General features: G+C 70.9%; 15 protein-coding genes. 9 read left to right on the forward strand and 6 right to left on the reverse strand.

What is annotated here, in order from left to right; all coding sequences use genetic code 11:
• Nucleotides 1-79 precede the first annotated feature (79 nt).
• Genes pyrR through AC1XX3_RS01080 form a run of 4 tightly spaced genes read left to right on the forward strand, consistent with a single transcriptional unit; the run spans nucleotide 80 to nucleotide 3,552 of the window.
• Nucleotides 80-691, forward strand: coding sequence for a bifunctional pyr operon transcriptional regulator/uracil phosphoribosyltransferase PyrR (gene pyrR, locus AC1XX3_RS01065; RefSeq protein ID WP_483319223.1), 612 nt, complete (start codon nucleotides 80-82; stop codon nucleotides 689-691).
• Nucleotides 691-1,662, forward strand: a complete 972-nt coding sequence (locus tag AC1XX3_RS01070) for an aspartate carbamoyltransferase catalytic subunit (RefSeq protein ID WP_483319224.1) — start codon at nucleotides 691-693, stop codon at nucleotides 1,660-1,662. The genes pyrR and AC1XX3_RS01070 overlap by 1 nt, the downstream gene beginning before the upstream one ends.
• Nucleotides 1,659-2,942, forward strand: a complete 1,284-nt coding sequence (locus AC1XX3_RS01075) for a dihydroorotase (RefSeq protein ID WP_483319225.1) — start codon at nucleotides 1,659-1,661, stop codon at nucleotides 2,940-2,942. The genes AC1XX3_RS01070 and AC1XX3_RS01075 overlap by 4 nt, the downstream gene beginning before the upstream one ends.
• Nucleotides 2,935-3,552, forward strand: a complete 618-nt coding sequence (locus AC1XX3_RS01080; RefSeq protein WP_483319226.1) for a mechanosensitive ion channel family protein — start codon at nucleotides 2,935-2,937, stop codon at nucleotides 3,550-3,552. Before AC1XX3_RS01075 ends, AC1XX3_RS01080 begins: the two co-directional genes overlap by 8 nt.
• Nucleotides 3,553-3,708: 156 nt before the next feature.
• Here the strand turns inward: AC1XX3_RS01080 and AC1XX3_RS01085 are convergent, their stop codons facing one another.
• The gene (locus tag AC1XX3_RS01085; RefSeq protein ID WP_483319227.1) at nucleotides 3,709-4,137 is read right to left on the reverse strand and encodes an OsmC family peroxiredoxin; all 429 of its coding nucleotides are present in this window, start codon (nucleotides 4,135-4,137) and stop codon (nucleotides 3,709-3,711) included.
• A 153-nt stretch (nucleotides 4,138-4,290) separates the two neighbouring features.
• Between AC1XX3_RS01085 and AC1XX3_RS01090 the strand changes: the two genes are divergently transcribed.
• Both AC1XX3_RS01090 and AC1XX3_RS01095 read left to right on the forward strand, forming a co-directional pair.
• Nucleotides 4,291-4,719 (forward strand): globin, encoded by a 429-nt coding sequence (locus AC1XX3_RS01090; RefSeq protein WP_483319228.1) that lies wholly within the window; start codon nucleotides 4,291-4,293, stop codon nucleotides 4,717-4,719.
• A gap of 106 nt (nucleotides 4,720-4,825) precedes the next feature.
• A complete protein-coding gene (locus AC1XX3_RS01095) occupies nucleotides 4,826-6,655 on the forward strand; it encodes a glycoside hydrolase family 3 protein (protein WP_483319229.1) in 1,830 nt (609 codons plus the stop codon).
• Between the two features lie 57 nt (nucleotides 6,656-6,712).
• Here AC1XX3_RS01095 and AC1XX3_RS01100 read toward each other — a convergent pair whose 3' ends face one another.
• From AC1XX3_RS01100 to AC1XX3_RS01110, 3 genes are read right to left on the reverse strand one after another with little or no spacing between them, the layout of a single operon-like run.
• A complete protein-coding gene (locus tag AC1XX3_RS01100) occupies nucleotides 6,713-7,747 on the reverse strand; it encodes an NAD(P)-dependent alcohol dehydrogenase (RefSeq protein WP_483319230.1) in 1,035 nt (344 codons plus the stop codon).
• A 9-nt stretch (nucleotides 7,748-7,756) separates the two neighbouring features.
• Nucleotides 7,757-8,587 carry an acyl-CoA thioesterase gene (locus AC1XX3_RS01105; protein ID WP_483319231.1) on the reverse strand — a complete coding sequence of 277 codons (831 nt, stop codon included), beginning with the start codon at nucleotides 8,585-8,587 and terminating at the stop codon, nucleotides 7,757-7,759.
• Between the two features lie 19 nt (nucleotides 8,588-8,606).
• Nucleotides 8,607-10,088, reverse strand: coding sequence for an FAD-dependent oxidoreductase (locus tag AC1XX3_RS01110; RefSeq protein WP_483319232.1), 1,482 nt, complete (start codon nucleotides 10,086-10,088; stop codon nucleotides 8,607-8,609).
• A 125-nt stretch (nucleotides 10,089-10,213) separates the two neighbouring features.
• Here AC1XX3_RS01110 and AC1XX3_RS01115 point away from each other — a divergent pair, with 125 nt between their 5' ends.
• Nucleotides 10,214-12,022, forward strand: coding sequence for a thiamine pyrophosphate-requiring protein (locus AC1XX3_RS01115; protein ID WP_483319233.1), 1,809 nt, complete (start codon nucleotides 10,214-10,216; stop codon nucleotides 12,020-12,022).
• A 45-nt stretch (nucleotides 12,023-12,067) separates the two neighbouring features.
• On the opposite strand, the gene AC1XX3_RS01120 is transcribed toward AC1XX3_RS01115, so the two are convergent.
• Nucleotides 12,068-13,171: a glycosyltransferase family 2 protein gene (locus tag AC1XX3_RS01120; RefSeq protein WP_483319234.1), complete on the reverse strand. Its 1,104-nt coding sequence runs from the start codon at nucleotides 13,169-13,171 to the stop codon at nucleotides 12,068-12,070.
• Nucleotides 13,155-13,634, reverse strand: a complete 480-nt coding sequence (locus AC1XX3_RS01125; protein WP_483319235.1) for a DUF4383 domain-containing protein — start codon at nucleotides 13,632-13,634, stop codon at nucleotides 13,155-13,157. Before AC1XX3_RS01125 ends, AC1XX3_RS01120 begins: the two co-directional genes overlap by 17 nt.
• Nucleotides 13,635-13,796: 162 nt before the next feature.
• On the opposite strand from AC1XX3_RS01125, the gene AC1XX3_RS01130 reads away from it, so the two are divergent.
• A complete protein-coding gene (locus AC1XX3_RS01130; protein ID WP_483319236.1) occupies nucleotides 13,797-14,540 on the forward strand; it encodes an MBL fold metallo-hydrolase in 744 nt (247 codons plus the stop codon).
• A 140-nt stretch (nucleotides 14,541-14,680) separates the two neighbouring features.
• A complete protein-coding gene (locus AC1XX3_RS01135) occupies nucleotides 14,681-15,610 on the forward strand; it encodes a diacylglycerol/lipid kinase family protein (RefSeq protein WP_483319237.1) in 930 nt (309 codons plus the stop codon).
• The last annotated feature ends 167 nt before the right edge of the window (nucleotides 15,611-15,777 follow it).

Here is a 15,777-nt window from a genome sequence, read left to right on the forward strand (position 1 = left end):
GGTAGCCGCAAACACCACGGGACAGCACGGCGACGTCCGTCGCAGTCCCTGCGCCGGCCCACCGCCCAGGAAGGATCAGGTGTCCGAGAACGCTCCGACGGCGCGCCGCGTCGTCCTCGACGCTGATCAGATTGCCCGCGCCTGCGCCCGGATGGCGCACCAGATCCTGGAGAGCAACCGCGGCGCCGACGGTCTGGTGCTGCTCGGCATCCCGACCCGAGGGGTCCATCTGGCGCACCGGCTGGCCCGCGCCATGAGCGAGGTCGAGGGTGCAACCATCCCGGTGGGTTCGCTCGATATCACCTTGTATCGCGACGACCTGCGCCGTCATCCGACCCGGGCCGTCGGGCGTACTCATCTGCCGGTGACCGTCGACGACGCCGTGGTGGTGCTGGTCGACGACGTTCTCTACTCCGGTCGCACCGTGCGTGCCGCACTCGATGCCCTCGGTGATCTTGGCCGCCCGCGAGCTGTCCGACTGGCGGTGCTGGTCGACCGAGGCCATCGACAGCTGCCGATCCGCGCCGACCACGTCGGCAAGAACCTGCCCACCTCGGCCAGCGAGCGGGTGAGCGTAGCCCTGGAGGAGTCCGACGGAGTGAACGAAGTGACCATCGCCCGCGGCGCCGACGAGTCGGAGCCCGACCTTGATCATCTCGGGGTCGACGACCGTCTCGACGAGGCGCGCTGATGCGGCACCTGCTGTCGGCGGCTGATCTTGACCTGACGGAGATCACCGAGGTGCTCGACCTGGCCGAGGAGATGTCCGGGGTGCAGGACCGGCCGGTGAAGAAGCTGCCCGCCCTGCGCGGGCGGACCGTGGTCAACCTGTTCTTCGAGGACTCGACCCGGACCCGGTCGTCGTTCGAGATCGCCGGCAAATGGCTGTCGGCGGACGTGATCAACGTCAGCGCCAAGGGCTCGTCGGTGTCCAAGGGCGAGTCGCTGCGCGACACCGTGCTCACCGTGGCGGCGATGGGCGTCGACGCGTTGGTCATCCGCCACCACGCCTCCGGCGCGCCGTGGCAGGCATCGCAGTGGATCGACGCGCACGTGCTGAACGCCGGCGACGGCACCCACGAGCATCCGACCCAGGCGTTGCTGGACGCCTTCACCTTGCGCCGGCACTTCCGGGCCACCGAGCCGGAGCGAACCGACTTCCGCGGCAAGCGGATCGCGATCGTGGGCGACGTGACGCACTCCCGGGTCGCGCGCAGCAACGTGCTTCTGCTGCAGACCCTGGGTGCCGAGGTGGTGCTGGTCGCTCCCCCGACCCTGATGCCCTCCGGCGTCGACAGCTGGCCGGTCGCGACCTGCGCCGAGCTGGACCCGGTGCTGGCCGAGGTCGATGCGGTGATGATGCTCCGGGTCCAGCGGGAGCGGATGTCGGGCGGCTACTTCCCCACCCCGCGGGAGTACACCGTGGGCTACGGGCTGACCCGGGACCGGCTGGCCCGGCTGCGGCCGGGCACCGCGATCTGCCATCCGGGGCCGATGAATCGCGGGCTGGAGATCTCCGCCGACGCGGCCGACGCGGCCAACTCGTTGATCTTGAACCAGGTCGCGGCCGGTGTCGCGGTCCGGATGAGCGTGCTCTATCAGATCCTGGGCGGGGCGGACGAGACCGCGCCCGCCGGCGCACGAGAGGTTGCCGCCCGATGACCGAGTATCTGATCACCGGCGCCGACGTGCTCGGGGCCGGGCGTGCCGACCTGCTGCTCCGCGACGGGGTGCTGGCCGACCCGTCCCAGGTCAGCGCTGACGCGGAGCGGATCGACGCCGACGGGCTGGTGGCCCTGCCCGGCCTGGTCGACCTGCACACGCACCTGCGTGAGCCGGGGCGCGAGGACGCCGAGACCCACGCCAGCGGCACCCTGGCCGCCGCCCGCGGTGGCTTCACCGCGGTGTTGGCCATGGCCAACACCTCGCCGGTCACCGACACCGCAGAAGCGGCCGTGCACGTCGCCGCCCTGGGGGCTCGGGCCGGTCACGCCCAGGTGGTCCCGGTCGGGGCCGTCTCCAAGGGTCTGGCCGGTCAGGAGCTGGCCGAGCTGGGGTTGATGGCCCGGTCCAGCGCGGCGGTCCGGGTGTTCTCCGACGACGGCCACTGCGTCACCGACGCCCGGCTGATGCGCCGCGCGCTGGAGTACGTCCGCGCCTTCGGCGGCGTGATCGCCCAGCACGCCCAGGATCCCCGGCTGGCCGGGGCGGACGCGTGCTGCCACGAGGGTGAGATCTCGGGCCGGCTGGGACTGCCGGGCTGGCCGGCGGTGGCCGAGTCCACCATCGTCGCCCGTGACGTCCAGCTGGCCGACCTGACCGGGTCCAGGGTGCACGTCTGCCACGTGTCCACGGCCGAGACGGTGGAGGTGCTTCGCTGGGCCAAGGCCCGCGGCACCAAGATCACCGCCGAGGTGGCACCGCATCACCTGCTGCTGACGACCGACGAGGTGCAGGGCTACGACCCGACCTACAAGGTGAACCCGCCGCTGCGGCCCAGCGAGCACGTCGAGGTGCTGCGCGCCGCTCTTGCGGATGGCACGATCGACGCGGTCGCCACTGATCACGCGCCGCACGCCCGCCACGACAAGGAGCATGCCTTCGCCGAGGCCGCACCCGGGATGCTCGGTCTGGAGACGGCGCTGGCGGTGGTGCTGGAGACGATGGTCAGCACCGGCCGGATCGGCTGGCGCGAGGTCGCCCAGCGGATGTCGTCCACCCCCGCCGCCATCGCCGGGCTGGTCGGTCAGGGCCGGTCGCTGGCCGTCGGCGAGCCGGCGAACCTGGTGCTGGTGGACCCGTCGGCGCGGGCAGTCGTGGACCGGGACACCTCTGCGTCGCTGTCCCGCAACAACCCGTGGCACGGCCGCGATCTGCCCGACCCGGTGGTGGCGACGTTCTGGGAGGGCCGAGCGACGTACCGTAGCGGGTCCGATGCCTAGCTGGATCCCCTCGAACCTCGCCGAGGCCGTGGTCTTCCCGCCGCTGCGGATCCTGTTTCTGATCTTCGTCGCGCTGGTGGTGCGCTATCTCCTGCACCGGGTGATCGACAAGACGGTGCGGCGGATGATCGAGCGGCAGCCCAACCGGCGGTTCCGGGCCACGGCCGCGCTGGCCGCGGCGACCAGCCTGCCGGCGGAACGACGCGAGCAGCGGATCGCCGCCCTCGGTTCGCTGTCGCGCAGCGTCGTCACGGTGGTGATCTTCTTCGCCACCGTGGTGACGATCTTGGCCGAGCTCGGCTTCAACGTCGCCACCATCATCGCCGGTACGTCCATCGTCGGCGTCACGATCGCCTTCGGCCTGCAGAACATCGTCAAGGACTTCGTGGCCGGGGTGTTCATGCTGATCGAGGACCAGCTGGGTGTGGGCGACTACGTCGACATGGAGAAGGCGGCCGGCACCGTCGAGGAGGTCGGGCTGCGGGTCACCCAGCTCCGCGACGACGACGGCACGGTCTGGTATGTCCGCAACGGTGAGGTGCTGCGGGTGGGCAACTTCAGTCAGGGCGGGCCGGGTCGACCGGTGGTACGCGAGCCGGAGACCCCGTAGGACCGAGACCCCGTAGTACCGAGACCCCGTAGGACCAAGACCCCGTAGGACCGAGACCCGGCCCTGCGTGCCCGGCCCGTGGTCCAGCCCGATGGGACCGATGATGGGACCGCCGGACCGGCGTCGTCCTCGCGACGACGCCGGATCCGGCCGGGCTCACTCGACCAGCGTGGCCTCGAGCGTGATCTCGGTACCGGCGAGCGCCTGGCTGACCGGGCAGTTGGCCTTGGCGCCCTGGGCCGCTTGTTCGAACTGCTCGGCGGTCAGCCCCGGCACGGCGGCCTTGACGCTCAGCTTGATTCCGGTGATGCCCTTGCCCGGCACGAAGCTGACGTCGGCCGAGGTGTCGACAGTGGTGGGCGGCGTACCCGCCCCGGCGAGCGCATGCGACAGCGCCATCGAGAAGCAGGTGGAGTGGGCCGCGGCGATGAGCTCCTCCGGGCTGGTCTTGCCGTTCGCCTCCTGGGCCCGCGACGCCCAGGTGACGTCGTAGGTGCCGATACCAGACGATGCCAGCTCGACGCTGCCGGCGCCTTCCATCAGCGAGCCTTCCCAATGGGCGTTGGCGGTGCGGACGGTTGCCATATGAATCTCCTCAGGTCAGTGGTCAGCCGTGGCAGCACGGCTGCGAACAGACGGACGCCGACTGCGAGCGCGCCCACCGGGGCCCATCCTGCCAGTCATCCCAGCGGCCACGGGTGGCGTGCGCCGGTCACCGGGTGCGAGACAATGGAGGTGATGTCCACACCTGATCACCAGCAGACCTTCTATCAAGCCGTCGGCGGCCACGACACCTTCGTCGCGCTGGTCAAGCGCTTCTACGAGGGCGTCGCCGAGGACCCACCGTTGCGTGCCCTCTATCCGGAGGAGGATCTCGGCCCGGCCGAGGTCCGGTTCCGGATGTTCCTCGAGCAGTACTGGGGCGGCCCGACCACCTACAGCGAGCAGCGCGGCCACCCCCGGCTGCGGATGCGTCACGGTCCGTTCAAGGTCACCACCGACATGCGTGACCGCTGGCTGCGGCACATGCGCGACGCGATCGACTCGATCGAGCTCACCCCGGCCCAGGAGCGCGAGCTGTGGAGCTACATGGAGCGGGCTGCGCAGTCGATGGTGAACCAGATCGACCCGCTGCCGCCCACCCCGCAGCAGGGCTTCCAGCTCTAGCCGGCCCGGTCACGTCGGGCGGACGGCTCAGCCGGAGCCGCCCGCAGTACGGTGGACGCGCGCGACCACCACCCGGTGGTCGTCATCGACCAAGGGAGGCCGAGCGATGCGGCAGCTGAGCACCAGCACCACCGGGATCCAGTACCGCGACCTCAACCACAACGGCCGGCTGGACCCGTACGAGAATCCCACGCTGCCGATCGAGGAGAGGGTGGCCGACCTGGTCGGCCGGCTGTCGATCCCGGAGAAGGTCGGCCTGCTCTTCCACACCATCATCGAGGCCGGACCTGACGGGACCGTGCTCGAGACGCCGGGTGGGGCCAGCAGGTCGCCGGGCTCCACCGCCGTGCTGACCAGGATGCTCAACCACTTCAACGTCCACGCCCTGGGCTCCGCCCGGATGGCCGCCCGCTGGCACAACGCCCTGCAGGCGCTGGCCGAGCAGACACCGCACGGCATCCCGGTCACCGTCTCCTCCGACCCTCGCCATGGCTTCACCGACAACCCCGGCGCGTCGTTCGTGGCCGGCTCGTTCTCGCAGTGGCCGGAGCCGATCGGGCTGGGTGCCATCGGCGACCCGCGCCTGGTTCGTCAGCACGCCGACATCACCCGCCAGGAGTACGCCGCGGTGGGCATCCGCGCCGCCCTGCATCCCACCGCCGACCTGGCCACCGAACCTCGCTGGAGCCGGCAGGTGACGACCTTCGGCCAGGACTCCGCGCTGGTCACCGAGCTGGTCGACGCGTTCCTCCACGGCCTGCAGGGTGACGAGCTCGGCCCGGACAGCGTGGCCGGCACCACGAAGCACTTCCCCGGCGGCGGACCGCAGAAGGACGGCGAGGACCCGCACTTCCCCTACGGCCGGGAGCAGGTCTATCCCGGCGGACGGTTCGCCGATCACCTGGCCCCGTTCATCCGCGCCATCGAGCGCGGCACCGCAGCGATCATGCCCTACTACGGGATGCCGGTCGGGCTGGAGCTGGACGGCGAACCGGTCGAGGCGGTCGGCTTCGGCTACAACCACCGCATCGTTACCACCCTGCTGCGCGAGGAGCTCGGCTATGACGGCGTCGTGGTGACCGACTGGGGGCTGGTCACCGACGCCGTGGTGGGTGATCGGGTGCTGCCGGCCCGGGCCTGGGGCGTGGAGCACCTCGATCCGCTGCAGCGGCTGGAGCTGCTGCTCGCCGCCGGTGTGGACCAGTTCGGCGGCGAGGAGTGTCCCGAGCTCATCCTCGAGCTGCTGGCCGCCGGGCGGGTCACCGAGGAACGGATCGACGTCTCGGTTCGCCGGCTGCTCCGGGTCAAGTTCGCGCTCGGGCTGTTCGACGACCCGTACGTCGACGAGGACATCGCCGAGACCGTGGTCGGCCGCTCCGACTTCGTCGCCGCCGGTCATCGCGCCCAGGCGGAGTCGGTCACGGTGCTGCACAACCCGGACGACACCTTGCCGCTGCGGTCAGGCCGCCGCTTGTACGTCGAGGGCATGCACCCCGAGGTGGTGGCCGAGTTCGGCACCGTGGTCGACGACCCCGCCGACGCCGACCTCGCCATCGTCAGGCTTCCGGCGCCGCACGACGACCGGGACACCTACTTCCTCGAGCAGCGGTTCCGGGCCGGCTCCCTGGAGTTCGCCCACGGGGTGCTGCACCCGCTGTCCGACCTGGCGCAGCAGGTGCCGCTGGTTGTCGACGTGATGCTGGACCGACCCGCGATCCTGACCCCGTTCCTGGACTTCACCACCGCCCTGGTCGCCAGCTACGGCGCCTCCGACCGCGCCCTGCTCGAGGCGCTCACCGGCCGGGTCCCGCTGCGGGGCAAGCTGCCGTTCGAGCTCCCCCGATCGATGGAGGCTGTCGTGGTGTCGCGACCGGACGTGGCCTCCGACACCGAGGACCCGCTGTTCCCCGTCGGCCACCGACTCGAGCTCCGCTGACCGAGCTGCTCGCGGTCGATGGGGCCGATCGGGGCTGATGGGCCCGATCGGGACCGGTCAGCGTCCGGGATAGACCATCGGCTTGAGCGTGTGGGAGTCGGTCTTGGCGACCTGGAGGGCCTCGGCCGCCTGGGCCAGCCCATACTGGCCGGTGACCAGACCGTCGAGGTCGACCGCCCCCGACGCGGCCAGGGCGATCGCGGCGGGATAGCAGTTGGCATAGCGGAACGTACCGGTGACCACGAGCTCCTTCACCTGGATGGTGGCCACCGGAAGCTCGAGCGTGGGGCGACCGAGACCAACCAGCACGATCCGGGCGGCGGGCGCGGCCACGTCGAAGGCGGACAACACCGCGGGTCCTGCTCCGCTGCACTCGATCACCACGTCGACGGCGTCCAGCTGCTCCGCCAGCGGACCCGCCGCCGCGTCGACGACCTGGTTGGCGCCGCGCCGCAGAGCCGTCTGCAGGCGGAAGTCATTGGTGTCGCTGACCGCCACCCAGGCGGCGCCCCGGGCCCGGGCCACGTCGGCGCAGAGCAGCCCGACCGGGCCGGCTCCGGTGACCAGCACCCGGTCACCGGGCTGGATGGCTGCCTTCTGACCCGCCCAGACCCCGACCGAGAGCGGCTCGATCAGCGCCGCCGCCTCGTCCGACAGCGAGTCCGGCACCGGGTGCGCCCGGTGTGACTCCAGCACCACGTACTGGGCGAAGGCGCCGTGCACCGGCGGCGTGGCGAAGAACTGCACGTCCGGGCACAGGTTGTAGCGACCGGTGAGGCACTGCTTGCAGCGGCCGCAGGTCTCCTGCGGCTCCATCGCCACCCGCTGCCCGACGACCCGGTCGGTCACCGCGGCGCCGACGGCGCGGATGGTGCCGGACGCCTCGTGGCCCAGCACCAGCGGTTTCCGGACCACGAAGTCGGCGATCCGGCCGTGGTCGAAGTAGTGCACGTCGGAGCCGCAGATGCCGACCGCCGCGACCTCGATCAGCACCTGGTGCGGACCGGGCTCCGGGACCGGCACCTGGTCGAGGGCGATCTCCCCCTGCCGCATCAGCACGGCGCGGGTCTGGTCCTGGGCTTGGCTGGTCATGGCGTCACACTATCGATCGGCCTCCGCAGGCAGCAGCCAGTCCTCGAGACCGGCGCGGGCGACCGCGCTGAGCGGGGTCTCACCCACCACGACCGTCCGGGCGCTGGCGTACGCGCGGGTCGAACCTGGGTCCCGGATCTCCGCGTCGAGGGTGAACGAGCGGGTGCCGATCGCGCTCACCACCGTCACCACCTCATACGGGGTCCGGGCGAAATCCAGCGGCCGGTGATACTCCATGTCCTGGCGGACGACCACCCACACCCCGTCGTCGTCGGGCAGCGCCCGGCCCATGATGGCGACCCGCGCCTCCTGGACGAACTCATAGAACTTGACGTTGTTGACGTGACCATAGGAGTCGAGGTCGGACCAGCGGACCCAGAACGAGAACCGGTGACCGGCGTCGGTCCAGCGGGTCCGCGGCAGCCGCCGCAACGGCTCCGCCGCCGTCAGCGACCTGCCCAGCACCTCCCGCTCCGCAGCGGTCAGCCGGCGCAGCGTCTGGCTGGACAGGTCGAAGGGCACCACCGAGGTCCTCGCTCGAGCCACCAGCCGGTCGCCATCGTTCAGCGAATAGCCGATCCGGAACCGGCTGCCGCCGACCGCGTCCACCCAGAGGGTGATGTCGAGCGGTCGGTCGCCGTAGCGCACCGGAGCCAGATACTCGACCTGGTGACCGACCACCAGCACGCCAGTGTCGAGCAGCCGCTGCGTCCCGGGCGGGCCGCTGAGCAGGAAGTCGACCCGCGCCTCCTGCAGGTAGTCCAGGTAGGCCACGTTGTTCACGTGACCCTGGGCGTCCATGTCTCCCCAGCGCATCGGGCAGCGGTACAGGTGGCTCACCCGGCCCATCCTGGCAGTCTCAGTCGAGGCGCTCCAACGGCTCGGTGGTCGGCCCCTCCAAGACGCTGCCGTCGGCGGCGAACCGTGACCCGTGCAGGCTGCAGTCCCAGGAGTGCTCGACCTCGTTCCACCGCACCAGCCCGCCGAGGTGCGTGCAGACCGCCGAGACCGTGCAGGTACGCCCCGCCACTGTCGACACCGCGACCGGGCGTACCCCACGTCGTCCCACCACCCCGGCGCCCTCCGCGGGCGCTCCCGCCGGTGCCGACCGGGCGGCGCCGGCGGTCCAGCCCAGCACCGCGGCCACCCCGACCTCCGCGTTGGCCAGCGCGCTGCGGGCGGCGGCCGGCGGCTTGCTCACCCGGGTGCCCAGCGTCTGCGCCCAGTTCAGCCGTCGCCCGAGGATCTCCCCCGAGATCCGCAGCGCCGCCATCGCCGCGTTGGTCATGCCCCACTTGTTGTAGCCGGTGGCCACGTAGACCCGGCCGCCGCCGAGCGGCATCGCACCGACGAACGGCACATGGTTGTGTGAGGAGTAGTCCTGCGCTGACCACTGGTGGGTCCGTACCGCGCCGGGGAACTCCTGCTGGGTCCACCGGGTCAGGTCGTCCACCATGGCCTGGGTGGAGGTGTGCCGTCCGACGGGGTGCCCGTTGCCGCCGACCAGCAGCAGCTCCTCGCCGTTCCGCGGCACGGTCCGCAGTGACCGGGTCGGCGAGTCGGCGGACAGGTACATCCCCTGCGGCAGAGGGCCCGGCACCCGGAACGCCATCGCGTAGGAGCGCTGCGGAGTCACCTTGGCGAAATACAGACCGCGGTCCAGGAACGGGATCCCGGTGGCGAGGATGACGTTCTGCGCTGTCAGGTCACCGGCCGTGGTGGTCACCAGGGCGAGCGAGCGGACCCGTACGTCGGTGACCCGGACGCCCTCGACCACCGGCACTCCCAGGGCGCGCAGCGTCCGCACCAGCGCTGCCAGCACGTCCATCGGGTCGAACTGAAGCTGGTCGGGCAGCATCACAGCACCGTGGTCGGGGTACGGCAGCTCCTCCGGCGACGTCAGCGCCACGTCCAGGCCGACCCGCCGCGCAGCCCGGTACTCCCGACGGACCGCCAGCGCCCCGAGCATCGAGGCGGCATAGGTGTAGGCGTCTCGGTGCTGCACAGCCACCCCGGTGTCGGCGCAGAAGTCGGCCAGCCACCGTTGGCCGGCGCGGTTGCCCTCGACGTAGGCCCGGCCGACCTGGGCGGAGTGGCTGCTGAGGATCGAGGTGTAAACGGTGCCTTGGAGCAGGCTGACCTTGGCCGTGGTGTGACCGGTCGTGACGGCACCGACGTAGCGGGCCTCCAGCACCGCGACCCGCCGGCCGGCGCGGGCGAGCTGGAGCGCGGTCACCAGGCCGGTCAGCCCGGCCCCGACCACCACGTCGTCGTATCCCGTCCCCGGATCGAGGTCGTCGGTCTCGATCCGGTCGTCGCGGTCCAGCCACAGTGACGTCATCGGCGCTCCTCGCTGCGTACGGCACCGCCCGGCGGCGGTAGCGGTCCCTGGGCGTTACCCGCTGGCGGCGGTCCTACCCGTCCGGGCTCCCGGTTAGCCGGCGAGTCGGCGGGTATCGGTCCGCCATGACCGAACGCGTGATCGCTGATCTGCTCGTCGACCGACTCCGGGCCTGGGGGGTGCGCACCGTGTACGGCTACCCCGGTGACGGCATCAACCCCTTCATGGGTGCGCTGCGTCGCGCCAAGGTCTCGGCCGGCACCGCGAACGAGACGATCACCTTGGTGCAGGCGCGGCACGAGGAGAACGCCGCGCTGATGGCCGTCGGCCATGCCAAGTTCTCCGGCCAGGTGGGCGTCGTCACGGCGACCCAGGGTCCCGGGGCGGTGCACCTGCTGAACGGGCTCTACGACGCGAAGCTGGACAGTGCTCCCGTGGTGGCCCTGGTCGGGCAGCAGGAGACGAGCGTGCTCGGCTCGCAGTATCAGCAGGAGATCGACCTGATGGCCGTCTTCGCCGATGTCGCCGTGTTCGCCGAGCAGGTCTCGTCGGCCGAGCAGCTGCCGATGGTGCTGGACCGGGCCTTCCGGGCCGCGCTGACCTCCCGCGCCCCCGCCGTGGTCATCGTGCCGCACGACATCCAGCAGGAACCGGTGCCCGAGCTCGGTCAGCAGCACGGCGTGCATGTCAGTGCCGCGATCTGGCGTCCGTCGCGGGCCGTCCCCGAGCCCGCGGACCTGGCTGCGGCGGCCGCCGTGCTCAACGCCGGCCGCAAGGTCGCGCTGCTGGTCGGCCAGGGCGCCCGGACCGCTCAGCCGGAGGTGGTCGCGGTGGCGGAGCGCCTCGGCGCCGGCATCACCACCAGCCTGCTCGGCAAGCCGTACGTCGACGAAGGGCTGCCGAACGCCGCCGGCACCATGGGACATCTCGGCACCACGGCCAGCGCCTTCGTCCTCGGCCAGTGCGACACCTTGCTGGTGATCGGCTCCAACGACCCGTGGACGGAGTTCTATCCACCCCCCGGTGCTGCGCGGGCGGTGCAGATCGATGTGGACGCCGCCGCCATCGGCAACCGCTACCCGGTCGAGGTCGCCCTGACCGGCGACGCCGCGATGACCCTGCAGGCGCTGCTGCCGCTGCTGGAGGACCACGCAGAGCTGCCGTGGCGCAGTGAGGTCGAGGCGCAGGTGCAGCGCTGGCACCGCATCTGCCGCCAGCGCGCGGCCACAGCGGCCCGACCGGTCAACCCGGAGCGAGTCTTCGCCGAGCTGAACTCGCACCTGCCCGAGGACGCCCAGGTCGCCATCGACGTCGGCAGCTCCGTCTACTTCTACGCCCGCCAGCTACGGCTCCCGCGCGGCGTACCGGCGCACCTGTCGAGCACGCTGGCCAGCATGGGCTGCTCGGTGCCCTACGGCATCGCCGCCAAGGTGCTGCACCCGGACCGTCCGCTGATCGCCCTCACCGGCGACGGCGGGATGCAGATGACCGGGGTCGCCGAGATGATCACCGTCAGCCGGCTCTGGTCCCAGTGGTCGGACCCGCGCTTCGTGGTCTGCGTCCTCAACAACCAGGACCTGGCCGAGGTGACCTGGGAGCAACGCGAGATGGAGGGCGACCCTCGCTTCGCCGACAGCCAGGCGCTGCCGTCGTTCCCCTACGCCGGATATGCCGAGCTGCTCGGTCTGAGGGGGATCCGGGTCGAGGACCCCGACCAGCTGGACCAGGCGTGGGCCAGCGCGCTGACCGCGGACCGGCCGGTGGTGCTGGAGATCATCACCGATCCCGACGTGCCACTGCTGCCGCCGTTCCCTGCCGGCGAGGCCAAGCTGGAGACGTTCCGCGCCGGTCTGAGGGCCGAGGGTGCCGCGGGCGAGCACGCACTCGCCCTGCTCGAGACGTACGCCGAGCACGAGGCGGGCACGTCGGACTGAGGTCGGCGGCGACGGACGGGCGGCGGGTCGAGTCCCGCGCACGGCTCAGGCGTTCGCGTCCACCGATGGGGCCGGTGGCCCGTCGGCCGGCGCCTGCCCGGCCTCGGCGTCGTGCCGGCTGTCCGCGTCACCGGGCTTCCAGTCGCGGAAGGTGAAGAAGGGGCGCCGCTCGGCGTAGCGCCGGCGGTCGAGGACCAGCAGGTCCGCGTCGAGCTGGCGCGACATCGGTCGGCGCTCGCGCAGTACCCAGGGCAGCCCGCGCAGGGCCAGCCGAACGCCCTTGACGTAGTCCCGCGACTTCGGCCGGTCGGCGAGGGTGTGCAGCGTCCACCGTGCCGCGCTGGTCCAGCGTCGGTGCAGCCAGGTGTTCCACACCGTGTTGCGCAGGCTGTAGGCGTGCAGGTTGCCGGCATTCGCCTGGCTGGGCAGGTGGTGCATCACCACGTCGTCGACGTAGCGCATCTGATATCCGGCCTTGGCGATCTTGAAGCTCAGGGTCTCTTCCTCGCCGCCGATGAAGAACCGCGGGTCGTAGCCGCCGACCTCGAGATAGACCGAGCGCCGCACGATCACGGCACCGCCCATGAACCCGAGCAGCACCGCACCGGGGATGCCGTACCGATCCGGAAGCGGGCTGTCGGCCATCTCGGCCGAGATCGGATCGAGCCGCTGCTCCTTCCCGACCAGGATCCGAGCGTTGACCACGGCCAGTCGGGGATACGCGCCCAGCAGGTCGCAGGCCCTGGCCAGCCCGGCCCGCTCGAAGTAACCGTCGTCGTCACAGAAGGCGACGTAGGGAGTCTGCGCTCGCGCGGCGCCCTCATTACGGGCGGCGGCACCGATGTTGGCTTCCAGCGCGACCGCGGTGAGATCGGCGCCGGTCCGCGCGGCGTGGTCCGCGATGACCTGCACCGTGGTGTCGACCGAGGCATTGTCGACCGCGACCACGGGCACGCCCAGACCACACAGCTGCGCCAGCACGACGTCCAATCGGCTGGCGCAGTTGTAGGTGAGCAGCACGACAGTGACGCGGCCACCGAGAGCGGAGCCGTCGGCTCCGGCACCCTCGGTGGCCGCGTCACTGGTCACGAGCTGCGAGCCGGGCACCGCGCGGTGCCCGGCCGAGGAGTCGTCAGTGCCCGGGCGCATTCGCGACCCGCGTGCCGCTGGTCGTACGACGGGTCAGCAGGACGCCCAGCCCGATCATGGCGATGCCCAGCACGAGGTGCAGGATGTCGTCGCCAAGGTTGAGCGGGACGAAGTTGGCCGCGGACTCCTCGTCGACGATGAGGCCGTAGAGGAAAAGCACCAGATAGATGATGCCGCCCACCACCAGATAGTTGCGCGCGCCGGACACGCTTCGCGCCAGCACCAGGCCGGCGATGCCGAACAGCAGGTGGACGATGTTGTGCAGGATCGACACCTGGAAGACACCGATCAGCAGCGCTTCGGAGTGATGGGAGGCGAACTCGATGGTCTCGTACTGGGTGGTGATGCCGGGGATGAAGCCCAGGATGCCGACGAGAAGGAACACCACGCCGACGGCCAGCGCCGCCTTCTGGACGTTCGTCCGTCCGCCGTCGCGGGTCCCGGTATTTGCTGTGCTTGACATGCGTACCTCCATTGACAGTGAAAAGCGGCGCCTTCGCAGCACCGGACATCGCCTACCCAATAGGCACAGGAACTAATCCGGCGGTGCAGTCGTTGACGCTCACCGTGGCGTTTCGCTGGCCGCGTCTGCGGGTATTGCACCCAGGCTCAAGGAGGTGGGTCGATGCCCATGACCCCAGTCGCTGACGGTGTGCACGTGCTCACCGCTGCGCACGTGAACTGCTATCTGGTGGAGACCGAGCACGGCCCGCTGCTGGTCGACACCGGGCTGCCCGACATGTGGCCGCTGCTGATGGAGTCCCTCGAGCGGCTCGGCCACTCGCCGGCCGACCTGGTCGGCGTGGTGCTCACCCACGCCCATTTCGACCATCTCGGCTGCGCCGCCCGGCTGCAGCAGGAGTACGGCCTGACCGTCTGGACCCATCCCGGCGACCATGACCTCACCCGCCACCCCTACCGGTACGGCCACGAGCGGCCGCGGCTGCTCTATCCCGTGCGGTATCCGCGTGCGGTGCGGATCCTGACCGACATGGCGCGGGCGGGTGCTTGGCGGGTGCAGCCGGTTCGCGAGGTCGCCGCCCTGCCCGTCGGCACCAGTGACGAGATTCCCGGCCGGCCCGAGGTGGTGTTCACGCCCGGCCACACCGCCGGACATTGCTCGCTGTTCTGGGCTGATCGGCAGCTGGTGATCACCGGTGATGCCCTGGTGACGCTGGACCCGTACACCGGCATGACCGGACCGCAGATCGTCGCCCGGGCGGCCACGGCCGACAGCTCGCAGGCCAAAGCGTCGCTGGCGGCTCTGGCGGCCACCGGGGCGACGCTGGTGCTCCCCGGTCACGGCGCACCGTGGCGCGACGGCATCGTCGAGGCGGTCCGTTCGGCCCGGTCCCGGCCGGTCCGATGAGCCACCACACTCTGGACCACCTCGTCCCAGCGTTACAGCAACTGCGCCAGCCCGAAGTGCCAACCGCGAACCCGCGCCAACGCTAGAATCGCCCGCGCCACCCGGCCCGGCCGACTGATGTCATACAGGAGAACCCGTTCATGAGTGAGATTTCCGGCCCCACCCGGCGCTGCGCAGTGATCATCAACCCGACCAAGGTGCTGGACGACTTCAAGCCCAAGCTGCTCAAGACGCTCGACGCCAACGGCTGGGCTGACCCGCTGTGGCTGGAGACCACCGAGGAGGATCCCGGACGCGCGATGGTGAAAGAAGCCGTCGACGCCGGCGTTGAGCTGGTGATCGGGGCCGGCGGCGACGGGACCATCCGGATCATCGCGGCGGGTCTGGTCGGCACCGACATCGACTTCGGCATCGTCCCGTCCGGCACCGGCAACCTGCTGGCGCGCAACCTCGGCATCCCGCTCGACGAGGACGCTGCGATCGATCTGGCTCTCGCCGACCACGTGCAACGGGTGGACCTGATCCGGCTGACCGTCGACGACACCGACGTCGACCATTTCGCGGTGATGGCGGGCATCGGCGTCGACGCCGTGGTGATGGACACCACCAATCCGACCCTGAAGAAGAAGATCGGCTCCGCCGCCTACTTCGTGGCCGCCAGCAAGGCGGTGGGTCGGCTGCCACTGGACGCCACCTTCCGCATCGACGGCGGCAAGCCGTTCCGCCGCCGCGCCAGCCTCTGCGTGATCGGCAACGTCGGCAAGCTGCAGGCAGAGATCTTGGTGCTGCCCGATGCGGTAGCCGACGACGGCCGGCTGGACCTGCTGATCGCCTCACCGCGGCGCTTCCGTGACTGGGTCCGGGTGATCGCGAAGGTGCTGTTGCGGCGGCGCCGCGACGACGACGACCTGGAACGCCTGTCGGGTACGTCGGTGCGGATCGACATCGCCGAGAAGGACGCCTACCAGCTGGACGGCGACGCGGCCGGCGAGTGCCGCTCGATGCTGGCCGAGATCGTGCCCGGGGCCATCTCGGTGAAGATGCCCGAGGTCACCGAGCAGGCGAGCTGAGAGCAGCGACGGGCGACTCAGTTCTCGGGGGCGCCCCCCGGTTGACCGCGGAGGCCCCGCGCGGGGAAAGCCAGCTCGGCCCGCGGTCCGATCGCCAGAGCGCCGGCGATCATGAAGAAGCTATCGCTGAGACGAACGACAGAGAGCCGATCTTCTTCTGCTCCGTG

This window comes from Microlunatus sp. M237 (assembly GCF_056896895.1).